The sequence below is a fragment of the Caballeronia sp. LP006 genome, assembly GCF_031450995.1.
Taxonomy (GTDB): Bacteria; Pseudomonadota; Gammaproteobacteria; order Burkholderiales; family Burkholderiaceae; genus Caballeronia.
Genome location: NZ_JARTVW010000002.1, coordinates 463,805 through 482,895, shown reverse-complemented (window position 1 = coordinate 482,895; position 19,091 = coordinate 463,805). Strand labels below are relative to the sequence as shown.

General features: G+C 64.6%; 16 protein-coding genes and 1 riboswitch. Of the genes, 6 read left to right on the top strand and 10 right to left on the bottom strand.

The window, feature by feature from the left end; genetic code table 11:
- The first annotated feature begins 230 nt into the window (after positions 1–230).
- The 3 genes from P9250_RS02920 to tssA are packed head-to-tail and all read left to right on the top strand — an operon-like array spanning position 231 to position 4,888.
- Complete coding sequence (locus P9250_RS02920) at positions 231–2,522, top strand: ATP-binding protein (RefSeq protein ID WP_310391004.1); 2,292 nt, start codon at positions 231–233, stop codon at positions 2,520–2,522.
- A gap of 4 nt (positions 2,523–2,526) precedes the next feature.
- The gene (locus P9250_RS02915; RefSeq protein WP_244831859.1) at positions 2,527–3,267 is read left to right on the top strand and encodes a response regulator transcription factor; all 741 of its coding nucleotides are present in this window, start codon (positions 2,527–2,529) and stop codon (positions 3,265–3,267) included.
- Positions 3,268–3,310: 43 nt separating this feature from the next.
- Entirely contained in the window at positions 3,311–4,888 is a 1,578-nt protein-coding gene (gene tssA / locus P9250_RS02910; protein WP_310391002.1) for a type VI secretion system protein TssA, read from the top strand.
- Positions 4,889–5,243: 355 nt separating this feature from the next.
- On the opposite strand, the gene P9250_RS02905 is transcribed toward tssA, so the two are convergent.
- On the bottom strand, positions 5,244–5,411 hold the full coding sequence (locus tag P9250_RS02905; protein ID WP_310391000.1) for a hypothetical protein: 168 nt from the start codon (positions 5,409–5,411) through the stop codon (positions 5,244–5,246).
- A gap of 66 nt (positions 5,412–5,477) precedes the next feature.
- Here P9250_RS02905 and P9250_RS02900 point away from each other — a divergent pair, with 66 nt between their 5' ends.
- Complete coding sequence (locus tag P9250_RS02900; protein ID WP_250527488.1) at positions 5,478–5,624, top strand: hypothetical protein; 147 nt, start codon at positions 5,478–5,480, stop codon at positions 5,622–5,624.
- 460 nt (positions 5,625–6,084) lie between these two features.
- Here P9250_RS02900 and P9250_RS02895 read toward each other — a convergent pair whose 3' ends face one another.
- The 4 genes from P9250_RS02895 to P9250_RS02880 are packed head-to-tail and all read right to left on the bottom strand — an operon-like array spanning position 6,085 to position 13,300.
- Complete coding sequence (locus tag P9250_RS02895; protein WP_310390997.1) at positions 6,085–10,152, bottom strand: type VI secretion protein IcmF/TssM N-terminal domain-containing protein; 4,068 nt, start codon at positions 10,150–10,152, stop codon at positions 6,085–6,087.
- The gene (locus P9250_RS02890) at positions 10,149–11,117 is read right to left on the bottom strand and encodes a DotU family type IV/VI secretion system protein (RefSeq protein ID WP_310390996.1); all 969 of its coding nucleotides are present in this window, start codon (positions 11,115–11,117) and stop codon (positions 10,149–10,151) included. Before P9250_RS02890 ends, P9250_RS02895 begins: the two co-directional genes overlap by 4 nt.
- A gap of 1 nt (position 11,118) precedes the next feature.
- The gene (tssK, locus tag P9250_RS02885) at positions 11,119–12,504 is read right to left on the bottom strand and encodes a type VI secretion system baseplate subunit TssK (RefSeq protein ID WP_310390994.1); all 1,386 of its coding nucleotides are present in this window, start codon (positions 12,502–12,504) and stop codon (positions 11,119–11,121) included.
- Between the two features lie 10 nt (positions 12,505–12,514).
- On the bottom strand, positions 12,515–13,300 hold the full coding sequence (locus P9250_RS02880; protein WP_244831854.1) for a type VI secretion lipoprotein TssJ: 786 nt from the start codon (positions 13,298–13,300) through the stop codon (positions 12,515–12,517).
- A gap of 160 nt (positions 13,301–13,460) precedes the next feature.
- On the opposite strand from P9250_RS02880, the gene P9250_RS02875 reads away from it, so the two are divergent.
- Together P9250_RS02875 and P9250_RS02870 are read left to right on the top strand one after the other, a co-directional pair.
- Positions 13,461–14,171 (top strand): hypothetical protein, encoded by a 711-nt coding sequence (locus tag P9250_RS02875; RefSeq protein ID WP_244831853.1) that lies wholly within the window; start codon positions 13,461–13,463, stop codon positions 14,169–14,171.
- Between the two features lie 279 nt (positions 14,172–14,450).
- On the top strand, positions 14,451–14,633 hold the full coding sequence (locus P9250_RS02870) for a hypothetical protein (protein ID WP_250495318.1): 183 nt from the start codon (positions 14,451–14,453) through the stop codon (positions 14,631–14,633).
- A gap of 232 nt (positions 14,634–14,865) precedes the next feature.
- Here P9250_RS02870 and P9250_RS02865 read toward each other — a convergent pair whose 3' ends face one another.
- From P9250_RS02865 to P9250_RS02845, 5 genes are all read right to left on the bottom strand, one after another.
- Positions 14,866–15,369 carry a 6,7-dimethyl-8-ribityllumazine synthase gene (locus tag P9250_RS02865; RefSeq protein ID WP_310390991.1) on the bottom strand — a complete coding sequence of 168 codons (504 nt, stop codon included), beginning with the start codon at positions 15,367–15,369 and terminating at the stop codon, positions 14,866–14,868.
- A gap of 100 nt (positions 15,370–15,469) precedes the next feature.
- Positions 15,470–15,638: riboswitch (FMN riboswitch) on the bottom strand.
- Positions 15,639–15,748: 110 nt separating this feature from the next.
- Positions 15,749–16,102 (bottom strand): RidA family protein, encoded by a 354-nt coding sequence (locus P9250_RS02860; RefSeq protein WP_250468066.1) that lies wholly within the window; start codon positions 16,100–16,102, stop codon positions 15,749–15,751.
- Between the two features lie 59 nt (positions 16,103–16,161).
- On the bottom strand, positions 16,162–17,337 hold the full coding sequence (locus P9250_RS02855) for an FAD-binding oxidoreductase (RefSeq protein ID WP_309846325.1): 1,176 nt from the start codon (positions 17,335–17,337) through the stop codon (positions 16,162–16,164).
- Positions 17,330–18,736: an FAD-dependent oxidoreductase gene (locus P9250_RS02850; protein WP_310390987.1), complete on the bottom strand. Its 1,407-nt coding sequence runs from the start codon at positions 18,734–18,736 to the stop codon at positions 17,330–17,332. Before P9250_RS02850 ends, P9250_RS02855 begins: the two co-directional genes overlap by 8 nt.
- On the bottom strand, positions 18,726–19,088 hold the full coding sequence (locus P9250_RS02845) for a (2Fe-2S)-binding protein (protein WP_244831846.1): 363 nt from the start codon (positions 19,086–19,088) through the stop codon (positions 18,726–18,728). The genes P9250_RS02850 and P9250_RS02845 overlap by 11 nt, the downstream gene beginning before the upstream one ends.
- Positions 19,089–19,091 lie beyond the last annotated feature (3 nt).

Below are 19,091 nucleotides of genomic sequence, written 5' to 3'. Positions count from 1 at the left end.
AGTGTCGGCGGGCGCCGTTGCAGCCGTGTTGCGCCAAGGGCGCCGCATGTTTCATCCGTAACGAACGCGCAACTGCCTGGGTTCGCGAACGTTCGGTCGCCTGTTGCGCGATTTGTGCGCTGCGTTGTGCGTTGCTTTAGCCCGCATTACACTTGCGACCATTTCTAAGATAAATCTCAGGTCGTATCGGAATGCTTATCGCCGATGCGCTCGCTCAACCGGGGGCCACTGTGACCAATGACGTTCGTGCGGCCGCCGCCGCGCCGCACGGTCTGCCCGCTACCGGCGCGCGTCACTATGTGGCGGGCTTGCGGCGCGCCCTGTTTTTGGGCGTGGTTTACGGCGTCCTTTCGACACCGCTCGACACGCTCGGCACCGGTTCGGCGTTGGCGGCGGTGGTGTGGCCCGCCCCGGCGATGGCGGTGGCCTATCTCTGGCGTCGGCCGCTCGGCGAATGGCCGGCCGCGCTCGTCGCGATCTTCATCGCGATGGTCATCGTCGGTCAGTTCGACGTGTTCCCGCTTTGGGTCGATGCGTCCTTCGCGCTCGTCAACGTGCTCGGCGTGGGCGTGGGCGTCGGGCTTGCTTGGCGCTTTGTGAGCCGCCGCGCGCGTCTCGATACCACCGCGCGCTTCACACGCTTCCTGCTATTGCTGCCGTTTGGCACCGTTTTCGCGATGGCGCTCGCGGGTAGCGCGCTATCGCATGCGATTGGCGGTCGCGATCTCATCGATGTCTGGCGCACCATCATGGGCAGCAACGGTCTGGCGATGCTCGTCCTCGTGCCCGGTCTGCTCGCGTGGACTACGCCGCCCGATCCGGATGCGCGGCCGGTGCGCGCGTGGGTCGTCGTCGTGCCGGCGCTGTGCGGCGCGGCGCTGATGATCGAGGCGTTCCGCATCCAGCTTCCTGACGAGACCGAGCATTTGCTGCTGATTCTGCTGCTCGTCTGGGCGGCGGTCGCCGGGTCGATCCGCGCGGCGACGCTCGCGGCTTTCGTCATCGTGACGACAGGCGTGGCGCTCACGGTGACGGGCAATGGTTCGTACCATCAAAACGGCATCGTCGGCGTGCGGCAGTTGCAGATCGACCTCGCCGTGCTGTGCACGCTGGTGTTTTACGTGGCGGTCGCGCTGCTCGAACGGCGTGGTTACGAGGCGCGTCTGCAACGCGTGCAGAAGCTCGAATCGCTCGGCCTTTTGGTGAGCGGCATTGCACACGATTTCAACAATGTGCTGGGCGCCGTGCGCGGCCACGCCGAATACGCCGATGAACTTCTTCCCGCCGATGCCGATGCGCGCCGTCCGCTGCAACACGTGCTGGCGGCAGTCAGAAGCGGCACCGCGATGACCGAGCAGATGCTGCTCGCGGTCGGGCGCGGCAGTCCGCGACGTAGCGAACCGGTGTCGATGCGCGTGGTCATCGACGAGGCGGTGGGTTTGGCGACGGCGGATCATCGCGGGCCGGTGACGATTGCCGTGGAATACGACGACGTTCGCCTGGGCGCCAGCGGCATCGATGCGTGGCCTGTCGCGGGCGATCATGCGCAGCTCGTGCGGGTGCTTTTGAACCTGCTGCGCAACGCGGCGCAGGCGGCGCGCAGCTGGGTGATCCTGCGCGTGTCGGCGGGCGTGCCGCGCGAGGAAATCGCGGATGTCGGGCGCGTGCCGGAGCGCACCGCGGTGATTCTGGAAGTGCACGACGATGGGCCCGGGATTGCGCCGGATATCGCATCGCGGATTTTCGACCCGTTCTTTTCGACCAAGCGCAAGCAGAGCGGGCATGGGTTGGGGTTGTCGATCGCGGCGGGAATCGTCGCGGATCACGACGGCGGGATTACGGTCGGAAACGGGCCGCTGGGTGGGGCGATGTTTCGGGTGTTGTTGCCGGCGAAGCGCGTGAAGGGTGTGGCGACGGGGCCGCGCGGTGGCCTGGGCGACGGGGGAATGCGTGAGGCTAGTGATGCGGATGCGGTTTATGTGACGCCGCCGCGGTCGACTATCGGAACCGATGCGTCGCCGTCGGATGGAGAAAAGGCTAACGCGGATTATTTGGCGACAGCGCCGAGCATTGCGTCCATGTCGCGAGCGATCGATGCGGCTCACGCGCCGGGCACGCCCTGCACCGAGCCCAACGCTCCCATCGGCCAAGGCGAGCCCGTCCTCCTTGTCGAAGACGACGACACCCTCCGCGCGCTCCTCGAAGACTGGCTCGCCGAATCCGGCTTCGAGCCTGCGAGCTACGCGTCGCCCGCCACCGCGCTCGACGCATTGCAAGCCGATCCGCACGGCTTCGCGTTCCTCGTCAGCGACATCGAAATGGATGACCTGCGCGGCGACGAACTCATCGTCGCCGCGCGCGAACGCAGTCCCGCGCTGCCCGCGCTCTTGATCAGCGGGGCGCGGCAGGGCGCGCATATCGCCGCGGGCGTGAGCGTGCCGTTTCTCGCCAAACCGTTTGGCCGCGCCGATTTTTCGCGCGCGGTGCAGGCGCTTTATCACTCACACGAAGCCACGCGCTAACGCCATGCCGAGTTCACCCCGCATATTGATCGTCGACGATGACCATTCCTTGCGTGTTCTGCTCGTTGAATATCTAGCCGGACACGGCATGACGACCGAAGGCGCGGCATCCGCCGCCGAAGCGCGCGAATGCCTCGCCGCCGATACCTTCGATCTCGTGTTGCTCGACCTCGGCCTGCCCGACGGCGACGGCCTCGAACTCGCGCGCGAATGGCGCGCGGGCGGCGAGGGCGGTGCCATGCCGATCATCTGCCTCACGGGCCGCACCGAGGAAGCCGACCGCGTGATGGGCCTCGAACTCGGCGCGGACGATTACGTCACCAAGCCGTTTTCGCCGCGCGAAGTGCTCGCCCGCGTGCGCGCCGTGCTGCGGCGTACGGGCGCGGGCGCGGCGCAGGGCGCGCCGATCACGCGCGGAAAGCTGCCGCGCGCGTATCGCTTCGGCGGCTGGACGCTGAATCTGAACACGCGCCGCCTCAAGTCGCAGGACGACGAGACCGTTACCCTCACCAACGCCGAGTTCAATTTGCTGGTCGTGCTGCTCGGCGCGCCTAATCGCGTGGTGTCGCGCGAACACATGATCGAGCGCACCCGCGCGTTCGACGATGTCTATGACCGCGCCATCGACGTCCAGATCTTGCGGCTGCGTCGCAAGATCGAGGAAGATGCGCGCGCGCCCAAGCTGCTGTGCACGGAACGCGGCGCGGGCTACTACCTGAATGCGGAAATCGAGGAAGTGTGGTGATCGACCTTTGCGTGTTTCCCGATTTATCCTCGACGAATAAGCCATGAGTCCTCCTTTCGATACGCTCGGTTCCGCGCCCATTACGCCGGACAACCCCGCTGGCGGCGATGTCCGCGACGATCCCGACTTCGATCGCTTGCAGACCGAGATCGACAAACTCAACAGCCCGAGCGCGGCGGCCGGCACGGACTGGGACGTGGTGCAGCGCGCTGCCACCGTGCTGCTCGCCGAACGCGGCAAGGACTTGCTCGTCGCGTGTTATCTCGCGGGCGCACTCATGCGCCGTTCCGGCCTCGAAGGCCTTGCGAGCGGCTTGACGGTCATCGACGATCTGCTCGCGAATTACTGGGAAACGCTGCATCCGGGCCTCTCGCGCTTGCGGGCGCGGCGCAACGCGTTGTCGTGGATTTTCGAGCGGGCGGTTCAGTTCGTCGTGGACAAGGTGGACCGCGATACGCAGCAGGAGCGCGCATTGATCGATGCGTTGCAGATGCGCCTCGAAGCCATCGATACGCGTCTTGCCGAGAAAGACCCGGACGCGCCGAGCGTGCGGCCGTTGCTCAATCAGATTCGCACGTTGCCGGTTCGGGAAGCTGTGCCCGAGCCCGTGCCTGCTGTAGACGCGCCTGTCGCGTCGGCGGAGACACGACCAGCACAAATCTCGCGTCCTTCTGCGCCGGCCGCTGCCGCATCGCTTGCCGTCGCGCCGCTTTCGAGCGCGGCCATTGTGTCCGATGCCGATGCCGACCGCGCCTTCGAGCAGATCGCCGAGCGGCTGGTGACGCTGGCGGGCTTCCGGCGTGGCAATCGGGCGAGCGATGCGCAGGCGTATCGGCTGAATCGGCTTGCGGCGTGGGGCGCGATCGAAACCGCGCCGCTTGCCGAGCGTGGCCAGACGCGCATTCCGGGGCCGATCGCGGAACTGGCGATTGCCTTGGACCGCCTGCAATCCGGCGATGCGCCCGAGGACACGCTCACGTTCGCAGAGGCGAACTTGCCGGCGTTTCCGTTCTGGATGGATTTGAATCGCGCGAGCGCGCAGGCGCTTGTGAATCTTGGCGAGCCGTTCGCGGACGCGCTCGCCGAAGTGAACGCGGCGACGCTGCAACTGTTGCGCCGCGCCCCGGAGTTGCCGAATCTGACTTTCGCGGATGGCAAGCCTTTCGCGGATGGCGCGACGCTCGAATGGATCACGAGCCTGCAACGCAATGCGGCGACGGGTTCGGGCGGCGGCGCGGCGCCGGATGCGCTCGCGGTGGCGCTCGGCACGGCGCGCTCGCTCGCCGCGGCGGGCGACCTCGAAGCGGCGGCAGTGGCGCTCCAGGGCGCGACGTTGGGCACGAATCCGGAACAACGCCTGCGCGCGACCATCCACTTGAGCGAATTGATGCTGGCGCATCGGCCGAACGCGCCGCTGCGGCCGTTCGCGCAGATGATCGTCGGCGAAGTGGATCGGCATGAGCTCGACCGCTGGACGCCGCAACTCGCGCTGGAGGCGTTGAGCGCGGCGCACGCGCTGTATCAGCAAAACGATGCGCATGCCGAAGCGACTGCACTGGTCGCGCGCATTGCGAAGATCGATGCGGCTGCGGCGGTGAAGTTGGCGTTGGGGGGCGTGTAGGGGAAGGCGGTCGCGCGCGACGCGTGACGACGGCCGCCTGACAACGCCTCGTTCGCTTGCTCAACGCGCGCCACCCACGGTTCCAGTAGCCCGCCTATTCAAGCCATCGTCCAGTGAGGCAAATCCAGAGAACATAGGTTGGAAACTTGGGCGCAGGCCGCCGTTCGAAGCTGCTGTGATACTGCTTATGCCAGTTGGTTGTGCTCGCAGGAGAGCTGCTGCACTGTCAGCACCCGTTCCGCGACAGGCGAACGTGCTTTAGGATCGGCGTTAGTCATATTCAGGCCGTCAAGTGAACTGGTCAGCGGGCCGCGAGTGTTAACTCCCAGCCGCGCTCCATTTACCGCTGTGGTCCCTACCCCTTCTTACTGTCTTTACGCGCGAGCTGCTTCTCACTCTCGGTCACGCGCGTCATTGCGCGCGCCTGATTCTTGAAGATCAACGCATCGAGCACGCCGCGCACGAGTTGCTGATCCTGCTCGGGCATGCGCGCAATGGTTTCGAACTGACAACGCGACATCATCGGGGCCGCGCTCGCCTTCATCAGAAATTAGCGCATCTAAATTAACGCCGAGCCCGATAGCGAAGCATGGCACTTCCTGGCGATACCGCCGCTTCGCTCTTAGCAACGAAGAATGCCGAAGCAGACAAGGACGCGCATTCAAAATATTCAGAAAATACTGGCATTGAAAAAATTAGCGGACAGCCTGATGTCTATGCGGCAGTAAGAACTTAGTTTCCATTAATTTAGTCGAGGAATTTATTGTGAAGAAGCACGCTTATGTTGCGCATAGGCCGTTATCAAATGAAAAGGGTAAGGGCACGACGCATCACGTGGTAATCGTTGACCGAAAAGAGGTAAAGGAAACTAAAACGCAGAAAGAGGCAGCGGATTGGGCACTGTCAATGAACTACTCGGTACACGTTGCACGAGAGCGGCATTTGCAGGATCAGGATAAGCCCGCGCATTGGCGGCAGTATCCTTGAGAAGATGTAGCAGAGCGGAAATATCTAGATAAGGCGGCACGGAAGTTTACTCCGTGCCGCTTGAATGGCGAGAGCGCGAGATGATGCGCGACTAAGAAAGGGAAGAACGAAGAACCAGCGTCGTTGCCGGTGTCATAGTGTATTCAGCAATAAAGAAGAGCCGGCCCGTTGCCGCGTCCCAAGCCCCGCCCAGATACCAAACACCGAACTCAAGACCCCGCCCCCGACAACCCCGGCACTGTCGGCAAAACCGGCAAGATCGGCAACGGCGGCACGTCCGGCGCCGTCATCGGTCCTGACTGAATCGGTGCAAACGAAGGCGCCGCCGCCGTCACCAACGGGCCGCGCGCTTCCAGCAGACTATCGAAACGCGCTTGCAGCGTCTGCGTTCCAGCCGGAGAAGCCGGCGCATTCCAGCACATCCCGATCTGCTGCGGCAACGACACGCGTAGCGGCTGCGGCGTCGTCCCGCCACCATTACCCGCCAGCTTGATCAGCAACAACTGCTGCGTCTGCGCCGCAAGCGTATCGATCGCTTGCTGGCGCAGCTGCGTCTCTTTCTGCTGCGCGTCCTGCAATTGCGCCAGCTGCGTCGCGCCATCGATGATCGCGTCCTCGCCACGGAACTCGTAACGCACCGTTATCTGGTCGATGCCGCGCTGCGCGAGCGCCGCCGCCGACGACGGAAAATCCTGCGGCGTGAACAATCGGTGCCCATCGCGGAAGTCGCGCAGGAAACTGACCACGCCCGCATCGCCGCGATAACGCTTGGAGAGCGTCAGGCCATCGAAACGAATCAGCAAACTCACCTCGCCACACTGGCCGAGTGTCCAGTTGAAAGTGTCGCTCACCGGGAAGTTGAAGTTGGTCAACGTGCGCGCGCCCGCCGCACACTGCACCGTCAGCACGGTCGCGAATGGCCGCATGCGCGCTGAAGGATTCACGTCGATAGGCTGCGCCGTAATCGTCAACGGATACGCCTTCGCCTGCGCCGCCGCAATCTGCTGCTTCACACTCGCAATGGCCTGCTCCGCATTGGCCTGCTGCTGCTTCGCCTGCTCTTGCGCCGCCTGCGCCTGCGCTGCGTCGGCTTCGGCGCGGGACTTGGCGCGCTGTGCTTCCATCAGCTGCGCGGTGCGCTTGCCGACCGCCGAATTGAGCGTCGGCAGGAACGCGGCGGTGAAGGGCACGCTGTAATCGGCCGTCTGCACTTCAGAAATCGCGCTCGCCGAATGCGTCAGGAACGGCTTGGCCGGCCCATCGACAAAACTCCACACCGAACCCTGCGGACCGTACAACTGATCGACGACCTGCGTCATGCTGGTCGCCGCCTGCAACGGCCAATACACCTTGCTGTCCCAATCCGATTGCAACGCGCACGAAGTCTCTTCTTCCGTATAAGCCAGCACGAAATGCAGCGGCCCGCCGATCAGATGCCAGATGGCCTGATCAGCCGCGCCGTTGGAATCGACTTCGTCACGCAGGCGCAGGAGGGCGCGCGCGGCATCGTGTACAGGCGATGTCTTCACCGCCGGATCGACGCCAAAGCCATGAAACGCAGCCGATACGCCATATGCCTTCGCGGTGCCATCGGTGACGGTGGCCGCGATCTGATCGATGTCCTGAAAATAGTCGCGCATGGCGGATGCCGCCCGCGCATTGACGCGCACCGCCGCCGCGCCCGCCAGCGGACTGCTCGCGATGCTGTCGCGGATCGCCTGGCCGCCGAACGAGTTGATGCTTTGCACGATGCCACCCGCACGGCTCGCGATCAGCGCGCCGGTGGCATCGCGCCGCAGGCGGCCCATGCGTCGAGCGGTCTGCAGCCAGTCGGGCAACTGGGCGTCGGCCACGCCTTCGAACTCGTCGTTGACGCGATCGAGCGCGCGCAGATAAGGGCTCGCGTTCTGCGTGATGGTCGCGAGCCGTCCGCGCCAGGCGTCGCGGCCCGGTAGCATGCGTTCGCCCTGCGGCACGGTTTGCACGAAGCTCTGCCACGCCTGAAAGCGCTCGATCTGATAGTCGTGGTCGAAGAACGCCTGTTGCTGCGCGAGTTGCGCATCGTCGACGACCGCCTGGTGAATCTCCTTCAGATAGCCGTCGATATCCACCCGTCCCGCGCGCGTGTACGCGGCCGGCACCTTGATCTCCGCGAGCCGGTTCGCTTCGGCGAGTTGCGCGTCGGTGCGCGCGGCTTCCACGGCCTTCGAATCGGGCGCCGTTGCACGGCTCGACGCCGCCGTGATGCGCCCGCCCGCGACATTGCCCGCAACCGGAGCATCCACGTTTGCCAGACGCAGGGATTGCGCGCGCGCCGAGTTCGCGTCGAGCCAGAAGTCGGCGAGCGAGACATCGTGCAGATGCGGGTCGATCGGCGCAAGCTGCGTGAGCCAGTGCATGCGGTTCTGGTACAGCGCCTGGGCAAGCGTCGCCTGCTGTTGCGCCACGCGCGTCACGATGTCGCGCGCATTCGTCGCCGACCACGCGATATAGGAAATGCGCAAGTCGTTGATCTGGTCGAAGAGTTGCGACGACCACGGCGCCATGTCGCTATAAAGCGGCTGAGGCATCGCGGCAAGTTCCGGACGATCCGCGCCCGCCACTTTCGCGCGCAGCAGATTCGTCACGCGCACTTCGTTGAGGATGCTAAGCGGCAGCGTGCCGTCGGTATCGTTGACGAGATCGCGCCGCAAATCCAGATCGAAATCGCGTTCGACGGCTGGTCGGATGTACTGCAGATATTGCTGCGTGTATTGCTGGCGCAGCCGTTCCTGCAAGCGGTCGATATGGCCGGAGATCATCCAGCGCGAACGCCAGTTGCGGTTGCGGCGATCGATCTCGCGCAGCGCGGTGTTGCTGCGCGTGAGGGTAGCGGCGTCATCGACGAGCAAGCCGTCGAAGCGCTGATGAAATGGATAGCTGCGCTCGATCTGCGTCAGCGTGTTGACGTTGCGGATGAACGACATCGTGATCAGCAAGCCGAACGCAACGGCCAACATCACCCACGCGAGCATGCCTAGATGCTGGGTCGCGGCGAACCAGCGATTGACGAGCGCGGCAGGTTTGCCGACGTTGCGGTCTTGCGGCAGGATGCGGCCGAAGAGATCGTGCAGGAACACGCCGGTCGTCGAGGGTTCGTGCGGCGGCATCGGGCGCAGCGTCTCCGGCAGCACCGCAGAGCGCGCGCCGCCGGCCTGCAGGCCGCTCGAAAAGAACAGTCCGCGCAAGAACGGCGATTCCAGATACGGGCTGTTACCAAGGCACGCCTTCACGAAGAGTTCGGTGCCCGCGCGCAGGCGGTCGAGTTCGTTCGGAAACAGCAGCAGTTCCACCGCCGATTGCGGATGCCGCGCAACCAGCGCAACCCGCATCGCGCGTAGTCGTTCGACGATGGCATCGAAGGCCAGTGAGAGGAAGCGCTCGGTCGGCGGATCGTCGGCGGTGGCGGGCGCGAGATGACCCATCGCCTGATTCAACGCGGTCTCGGGCAAGAGCGTGCTCCAGCTTTCGAAGCCATAGAGCTGATCGCACTTGGTGACGAGCACGTACACCGGAAAGCGCCGCCCGAAAAGGCGGATCAACTGTTCTATGCGCGCACGGATCACGCGCGCTTCCTGATCGATCGCCTCGCGGTCCGGCGTGACGAGCCGGTCGGCGGAGATGGCGAGCACGAGTCCGTTGATGCCTTCGCGTCCGCGATAGCGCGACAGCAGGTCCAGCACCAGATTCCACTCGCGGCGGTCGGCGTCTTCGTTGTCGGCATCGACATAACGGCCCGCGCAGTCGAGCACGATGGAGCGGTCGAAGTACCACCAGTCGCAATTTTCGGTTTGCGGGACCGGCGCGCCTTGTTGCGTGTGATCCTGCAGCGAAGTGGACAGCCGCGAGCGCGCAAGCGCCGTGGTCTTGCCCGCGCCCGGTCTGCCGATCACCATGTACCAGGGCAGCACGTAGAGCGGATTGCCGAGACGCTTCAGGCTCGAACCGCGCAGGAGCGCCGCGGCATCGCGGAACTTGCGGCGCAAGGCGCCCGTGCGCGACCCGCGCTGCGCGGCTTCCTGTTCGGCACGCCGCTGCCGCGCGATGATGCTGCGGGAACGATACGCAAGCGTCAGGCGCCGCAGGAAGATCAACATGAAGAACATGCCGAGCGCGCCGAAGAAAATCGCGGCGGACGCCCACAACGGCCATTCGAGATACAGCGTCAGCCCCCAGCTGACGAGCGCCAGCACGACGAGCGCAAGGAGCCACAGCAGAACGGTGCGCAGGACTTTCATTGGATGAGCGGAAGAAGAGCGTTCACCATCTGCACGATGATCAGGTGATAGGTGCCGTAGAGCACGGCGAGCACGACCACGGGCAAGCCGAAGCCGATGAGCGTCTGCCGGCGAAGCCGCCAGCGCACCCGGCGCGCCGCCGGTTCGACGCCGGTTTGCGCCGCGCGCGCCGATTCCTCGCTGACATACGCTTGCGGAAAGAGCACCGCGCCGGTGGCGGCCGGAACGCCGCCTTCGTCGAGCACTTTCTGAAGCGTGACGCGGCGGCGTTCGTCGAGCTGACGCGAGCTGCGCTCCTGCGCATAGCGACCCTTGAAGCCGAGCGCGAGACACAGCGCAAAGACTTCGCGCACATCGGCCTGATCGTCGCGCAGATCGTCGAGACGCGCGTAGAACGAGACGCCGGCGGTCGTAGTGTTGAAGTGGCGGCGCTGCATCAGATGACGCTGCCAGTGCGGCGCGCCAGCCCATTCGGATGAGATCAGCACTTCGTCGGCCCAGGCGAGCACGGCGAAAAGCGCGTTGTCGAAATCCGATGGCACGAAATTGTGAATGCGCGCGTCGTGCCGCGCCTGGTCGATAGCTTCGTCGATCGCTTCGGCGAGTGCGCGTGCGCGCGCGGCGTCCTCGGCGGGCGTGCCGCTCGATGCGTTCGATACACTCGCCCGTGGCGCGAGCGAAGGAAGCGGCGCGGGCGCCGGCGGGGCATCGGCGATGGCGACGGCGTTGGCGTAAGCGTTAGCGCTTGCATTGCCATTGGCGGCCATCTCGCCGATAGGCTGCGGCGCAAACGGCGAACCGCCAGCGGAAGCAGGCTGCGATGCAACCGGACGCGGCGCGGCGGGCAAGGGCCTTGGAACGGCAGGCGCCGCCGTCGACGGCCGCAAGAAGGCCGGGGCGGCGGCCGTATCGATCGTCTGCCGCACCAGCGCGATGACGGGGATCAAAGTGTCGGTCAGATGCACGTCATCTCCGCAGGATCACGATCTCGGCGCGCAGATCGGCGGGGGCGTCGAGCCAGTGAAGAGCGATATCGCCTTCGCGCTCGACGAGTTCCCACTGCTCGCTCACCTGTTCGATACGGAAGTAGAACGAATGCGCGCGACGCGGCAAACCCTGCGGCGCGTGCGGCATATGAATCAGTTCGAGGCCGGGCAGGGCATGGCGCACGAGCGTCGGAATCTCGCCGAGCGCGGACAAACGCGCGCCGTTGACGATGCCATCCACCACCCATTGCGGATCTTCCTGCGTCCGCACGACGAGATAAAAGCGGTTGCGGTTGCCGAACACGCTGCGCGGCACTTGTCCGTGATAGACGCCGTCGCGTGGCTCCAGCACGACCAGAAACTCCGGCCCGACCGTGATCTCGTTGAGCAGATGCCCGATGGTCACGCGCGCGCGCCCGAAGCAGCCGTCGAGGTCGAGGTGATCGTAAGCGGGCAGACCGGCGCCGCCGTCCATCTCGCCGAGCATGGTGAAGCGCTCGGAGAACGAGCTCAGTTCGCCGACGAGTTGCCGCAACACGCCGTATGCGAGCCACGGATGCACCTGTTCGCTCTCGATCAGATGGAACAGGCTCGGCGAAAAGCGATTGAGCGATCGCAACGCGAGCAGGAACAGCATGTACGACGCGTCGAACTCGGCCTTCTGCATCTCGCGCGGATTCTTGTACTCCTGCAACTGGCGGGCGCGTCCTGCAAGCTCGTCGCGGATCTCGCGCAGCATCGTGCGCAGCGCATCGGAACCGGCGAGCGCGTAACTCGGCGGGATGAAGCGGTCGGCGAGCACGACGGTGTCGCCATCGCGCACCAGCCGCGCGATGGGAATCAGCTCGTACTGATCCAGATGATCCAGCTCCGATTCGAAGAACACCTTCAGCACATAGCGCAGCGTTTGCAGCGGCGCGTCGGGGCCTTCGGAATAGAGATCGGGCGTCTCGGGAACGGACATCACCGTGGCGAAGCGTGTGGCGACGTTCGCGGCGTCGGCGAGCGTGCCGACTTCGGTGACGTTCTTTTCCTGCTCGCTCGCGCGGCGCACGCCGAGATAGACGTTGAGCGGACGGTCGCCCTGCACCCAGCTTGCCTCGAAGGTGCGCGGCGCGATCACCGCGTTCTCGGGATACTCGGCATAGTGATGATCGCGGAACAGAAGACGCGCGCGCTGCACGTCGATGGTGCGATTCGCGATGGCGCTTCTCGACAGTTCGAGCGCGCCGACGCCCCAGAAATGCGGCACGCCGGCTTCGTAAAGCGGCGTCTGCGTGAAACGGCTGTGCTGATCCGCGAGCTGAAAATGCTGCGGCTGCAGAAACATTCCCTGATGCCAGTAGACGGCTTGCTTGTCTTCCACGTCGGGCTCGTCAGTTGGGGAGTTTGATGGTGGCGGTATCGGCTGCGCCGTTCGATGGCGTGAGCGGCACTTCCTTGCCGCCGCCGTCGAGCGGCACGATCTGCTGCTTCGCCTGTGCGCGTTTTTGCGCGGCGACGATCTGCGGCGGTTCCGGATTCAGACGCGCGGCGTCGCTGATCGCATCACGTCCGAGCGACAGGCGCAACGCAAGCGTTTGCGGTTGCGCCGCATAATCGTGGCCGACGAACGCCTGATTCGATATGGCGAGCGGAATCTCGAAGAGACGCGCGCTGGACGCCGGGTCCATCGTGTAGAAGCCCGCGATCAGCCCGACCATCTTCGCTTTCGCGGCGCGATCGATCGAGAGGATCGTGTGACCGCCCGGCTGCACGACGTAGCGCGTGAGCTGAAGGATCGCGGGATTCGGCGCCGCTTCGCCGAGCGTCGAGGCGAGCGTGCCGGCATCGGCCGACAGTTTGCGAAACGAATCGGCGTCGGCGGTCTGCACCACGCCGAGCAGGAGCGTATGCGGCTCGTTGTTGTATTCGTTGAGTAGATCGTCGGCGTCGAGCTGCACGAGGATGGCGTCGCCCGCCGCGCTCCAGTCGACGGCCGCGACGGCCTGCTTCGCGCTCGTGCCGCTGAACATGGAGCAGCCCGCGAGTACCAAGCCGAAGGCGAGCGCGCAGACGGTGAGTACGCGTTGCGCCGCGCGTCGCAACGTGGGGGCGACGCGAATCGTCTGCTCTGCTACGCTTGCGGCAAATTCGGCTTGCCTGAGAGTCGGTCTACTCATGTCCCTCGATCTTTCCCGTCGTAATCGTAGTCGTAGTCATGGTCTGGCCAAGCGATCCTTGCCGCCGAAGCCGGCCTTGCGCCGTCTTGCCGTCGCGACCGCATGCTTGATGACTTTCGCGATGCTTTCGGCCACCGCACCCGGATGCAGGGCCGCCGATATGGCTAACACGGTTAACGGCAGCGACACCGCTCAACCTGAGGTGCAATCGACCGAAGTTGCGCACACGGGCCTGCCCGTCACCGTGCCGGTCGTTTCCGTCAGCACGCTCACCACGACCACGCTCGCCAGTCAGCACGAGTGCCGCCCGACGCTCACCACCGTGCGCGAGTTCGAGGTGGCGCAGGCGAATGCGCGCCCGTGGTTCGTGCGGCATATCGAAGGTCTGACTGGCGCTCCGCTCGGGGCGGCGGGCGCGGCGTGGCTCGCGGCGCATTTTCTGGCGGAGCGCATTTGGATTTTGCCGGCCGCGCTCGCGGGCGGCGCCGTGGGCTGGGTGGTCGGACCGTTCGGCATCCTGCTGGGTGCGGGCGGCGGCGTGCTTGGGCACGCGCTGACGCACAAGATATCGGTGACGGTCGCCGGCGGCGTGGCGGGCGGCCTTATCGGCATGGCGCTCTGGCATTTCCTGATTCCCCCGCCGAAGCCGGCCACGCCCGATTCACCCGTCGACGTGCCGGTGGAGCACTTCGTGACGAACGACCAATGCGGCGATGTCCAGCACGCCCGCTTTCGCGGCGGCGATCTCTACAAGGTTGATTTCATGCTCGACGGCAAGCCGATGTCCGCCGATCTGCCATACGACCCGGGCAACACGCTCGCGGTGTATCCCGATGGCCAGCCGGTCGTGCGCAACTTGCCGATTCCTTGATTCCCTGATTCCGTGACCGGATGCCAGTACTCCCTAAAGACGATTTGGCGGATCGGGCAAGAGGAATTGTCTTAAAAAAGCGAACCGAGTGTAACACGCGTTTCGCTTGATTTTTGGCGGAAATCGGCGTGACGTTGCGGCGTTGCAGCCTTGATGGGCGTGTAACGGAGCTATGTTTCAGATGAAACCCCCGTGCTTCCTTTTGCTAACGCTCGTGTAACTCTGCTGGCGCAAAGTGCGCTTCATGGAGTCATTCGAGAAGCATGAGCGGGGAACATCATGAAAAAGCGTCTGGGATGGGTGGCGGGTGTGGTGCTGGCGGCGTTGCTAATAGCGGGCTTCGCGACGGTCGGCAATGACGATTTACAGTCGGCGGGGCTCTGCGTGGTGTCGTCGGATGGAGAGGTGTTGCAGGCGCTGGATTCCATGCGCGCGGTGAAACCAGGGGATTCGGCAAGTTGAGTGGATCGCGGCGTAACGCAAAGTCCGCCGTGTTGCGGGTTCCGGCCGTGATTGCGTGCGCTGAGCTCAACGCCGTAGTGAAATCCGCTCATCCCGATGCCGCGCGGATCGTGGTTCCGGAACCGATATCGTGGTGTGGGATCGGCGGCTGTTCGCGGTCGGCGATTGAAGAACGTCGCTTTGCGATTAAAGCGGGCCTTCGTCAAAAAGCCCGCTCATCTGCTTCGAATGCTCAACCCGCCACCGGCAACGCACTCAACTTGGCGATCGTATCCGCGCAAGCATGCGCCGCTTCCGCACCCTTCACGAGAAAGTGCTCCTTGAAGAAGCCGATATGCTCTTCGCCATGATGAAAATGATGCGGCGTAAGCACGGCCGAAAAAACCGGCGTGCCGGTTTCGAGTTGCACCTGCATCAAGCCGTTGATGACAGCCGTCGCGACGAACTCGTGCCGATAAATTCCGCCATCGACCACCAGTCCCGCCGCGACAATGCCCACGTATTGGCCGCTTAGTGCAAGACGTTTGGCGTGCAGCGGAATCTCGAATGCGCCAGCGACTTCGTAGAGATCGATATCGTCCGCTGTGTAACCGCGCTTCTGCATGGCTTCGATGAACGAGGTCTTGCATTGATCGACGATATCGCGATGCCAGCAAGCTTGCACGAAAGCGACGCGCGCACGAGTGGAGCCTGCAGCCGATACTGCTTGGGTTTCGTTCGAATTGGAAAAGTTCATGGACATCAGCCTGTTTGGTGTGAACAGGGCGAAGGACGGCCAATGGCCTTCGCACGCGACAAAATAAGCGCGAACGAAGCGTGACGAAGCACACTGACTGTCCTGTTCTCTTTCATCCGGACTATACCGTCGGCCCCGGAATCAAACCGGGTCTGCTGACCTCTCCGACCGTGAAAACCGGAGAGCGCTCGCGGGCTACGTCTCTTCCGTGGAAACATCGGGAAACGATTACCGCCGGTGGGGAATCTCACCCCGCCCCGAGAACTCGCTCATCGCAACCGTGCGATGAACAGGCTGGAAGTTACCATGAAACGTGGCTTTTTGTGCGGTGCGTTTCGCACATTCAAATCACGAAAAGCGATAAGCGGTAGCAGCCCGTTCACGCCAACGCCACCACCGCGATCTCCACCAGCAACTCGGGCGTTGCCAATTGCGCTTGCACCGTCGCGCGGGTCGGCGCATGCCCTTGCGGCACCCACGCATCCCACACTTCGTTCATGCCGCTGAAATCGCGGGAAATATCCGCAAGCCACACTTGTGCCGACACGAGACGCGTCTTGTCGATGCCCGCTTTCTCCAGAAAGCCGTCGATCTTTTCGAGCACCTTGGCGGTTTGCAGTTTGATATCCGGCGAATGATCGGCGGAAGTCTGGCCGCCGATAAACACGAGACCCGCTGCCTTGACGACGCGGCTCATCCGCTGATTGGTGTCGATGCGAACGATATCGCCCATGATTTTTTTCCTTGAACGTTGAGATTGAAACGAAGTCGCCGCGCGAAAACGCGCGGCATTCAATGCGCGACGAGACGCGCGGTATTCGCATCCGAAGAAGAAGCGGCCGCGCGCCCGAAGCGATCGATGGCGAATGCATCGAGTGAAATGGACGGCGCGCCATCGAGCATGAGTTCGGAGACGAGCTTGCCGCAGCCCGGCCCGAGCTGAAAACCGCTGCCGCAATAGCCAAACGAGTAATAGAGATTCGATGCCTTGCGGCTTGCAGAGATCACTGGAAGCTCATCCTCGGTGAATGCCTCAACACCGGCCCACGCGCGATTGACGCCCAGATGGCGCAGATGCGGGAACAGATCGGTGACGGTTTTCGCGCTGCGCACGAGGCGCACGAAATCCACTTCGCCATGACGCGCAAGCAGGTCCGCAATGCCGATCAGCTTGCCGCCGATCACCACCGTGCCGTTATCGAACTGCTTGAAGGACAGCGGCCGTCCCGTTGCGCCGAGTGTCGCGCGACAGAAGGGCGCGACGCGATGCGTGACCATCAGCATCAGACCTTCGGGATGCACCGGCACCGGCTCGCCCACCTGTTTCGCGAGTTCGCCGGACCACGCGCCCGCCGTGACGAGCAGCTTTTCCGCACTGAACGTGCCGTGCGGCGTGTAGGCGAACCAGCGCGCGCCGCGTTGCTCGATACGACGCACCGGCGTGCCTTCCAGAAAGCGCGCGCCGAGTTTTTGCGCGGCGAGCCGGAAGGCCGTGGTCGTGCGATACGGCAGCGCGAAGCCATCGCGCTCGACCCAGATGCCGCCCGTGACATGCCGAGCCAGCGCGGGTTCGAGTTCGAGCACGGCCTCTCGGTCTATCACTTTCTCGTGCGTGAAGCCATGCGATTCGAGCAGGGCGACGCGCTCGCGGCATGCTTCGAGTTCATCGTCCGTCTCGGCTATCTTGAGCTGGCCCGATGGCACGAAGCCGCCATCCTCGCCAATCAGATCGCGCATGCCATGCCAGATTTCACGCGACATCAGCGCGAGCGGAATCTCGGGCAGCGCGCGTCCGAGCGTGCGTACGCCGCCCGCATTCACGCCGGACGAATGACGCGCGACGTAATCGGCTTCGAGCACGATCACCTTCGCGCCGCGCCGCGCCATGTGGAACGCGCTGCTCGTGCCGTGCAGTCCGCCGCCAACCACGAGCACATCGGCTTCCTGAACGTCGGTTGCGTCATTCACCGGCGAGTTCTCCGAGCGTGAGCGGCTTGATCGGCGGACGAATGCGGTAGTAGCCGACTTCGGCGGGCGTGACGCGCCGCGCATCCGCGATGACTTCGGTCACCGTGAGACCGCACATGCGGCCCTGACACGGACCCATGCCGCAACGTCCAAACGACTTCGCCTGATTCGGTCCGACGCAACCCATCTCGACGAATTTGCGCAATTCGCCCGCCGTGACTTCCTCGCAGCGGCACACGATAGTCTCGTTGCGCGGAATGCGGTTGATATCGCGCGGACGATAAAGGCTGTCGAGAAATGGCCGGATGCGCAGCACGCCCGCCAGCGCGCGGCGCTGCCCGGCCGCTTCGGCGTCGCGCGTGGCGGCGTTCAGCGCGCCGAGTTGCGCCGCGACCGCGAGGCCCGCGAGCGAGCCCTGCAAGGCCGCCGCCTGCGCGCCGCCGATACCCGCGCCGTCGCCCGCGACGAAGATGCCGGGCACATCCAGCTCGCCCCACGCATCGACTTTGGGCGTGAAGCAAAGCTGCGCGTCGTCCCAGCGATGCGACGCCCGCAAAGCCTGCGTGAACTGCGTATTCGGCACGACGCCCTGATGCAGCAGGATCACGTCCGCTTCAAGGCGGTGCGCCGCGCCTTGCGTCGTGAAGTGAAGCGCGGCCGCATGCTCGACGTTATCCGCGCCGATGCGCCCTTCCACGCGCAGATCGTCGGCCGCTTCGAAGATCGGCACGCCGGCGTCGCGCAAGGTGCGGATCAGTTGCAGGCCCTTGCTCAGGAAGGGCCACGCGCGCAACGCGGACAGCATGTGACGCTTCGCGCGCCAGCGGTCTTCGTGACGCGTGGTATCGACGAGCGCGCGAATCGGCACGCCGGCGCGCACATATTGCCAGCCAAGCAGATACAGCAACGGCCCGCAGCCCGCGAGAACCGGTGGCGCGGCAGGCACTTCGCCCGCGCTCTTCAGGAGAATCTGCGCGGCACCCGCCGTCAGCACGCCGGGCAGCGTCCAGCCGGGAATCGGGAAGGGCCGCTCCAGCGCGCCGCTTGCGAGAACCACGCGTTGCGCGTCGAAGCTGCCGATCTTGCCGTCCTTCAGATAGTTGATGCCGCGCTCGCGCGTGACTTGCCAGACGCTCGCATTGGTCACGTGACGCGCGCCCGATGCCGCGAACGCACGGGCGATCTCCGCGCCCGCCGCGTAGTCGGGGCCAAGTATTTCCTTGCGACGCGCATCGGCGTGAGCGATGCCACGATAAATCTGGCCGCCCACGGCGTCCTGTTCATCGATCAACACGGTTTTGAGGCCCGCGCGGGCGGTGCGCGTGGCCGCGCTCATGCCGGCCGGTCCAGCGCCGATCACGACCACATCGACGGCTTCGGAGGCGAAATCAGCGGCCATGCGCGTTCTCCAGCGGGGTATCGGCGAGTGTCATGGGCGGCAGATCGCGCGCGCCTTCCTGCGAGCGGATACGCATGCCCGCCTGCACTTCGACCATGCAACTCTGACGGCTCGGAATGCCGTCGATTTCGACGAGGCATTCGAAGCACGCGCCCATCATGCAATACGGCGCGCGCGGCGCACCCGACACCGGCGTCGCACGAAAGCGCGAGACGCCCGCCGCGAGCAGCGCGGCCGCGACGGAACGGCCGCCTGGCACGGACAAAGGCTGATCGTTGAAGAAGATCTCGATGGCCGCGGCGGATTCCCCCGGCAGCGGCTTGAACAGCGTGTGAGTCGATTGGGAAGTCATGTC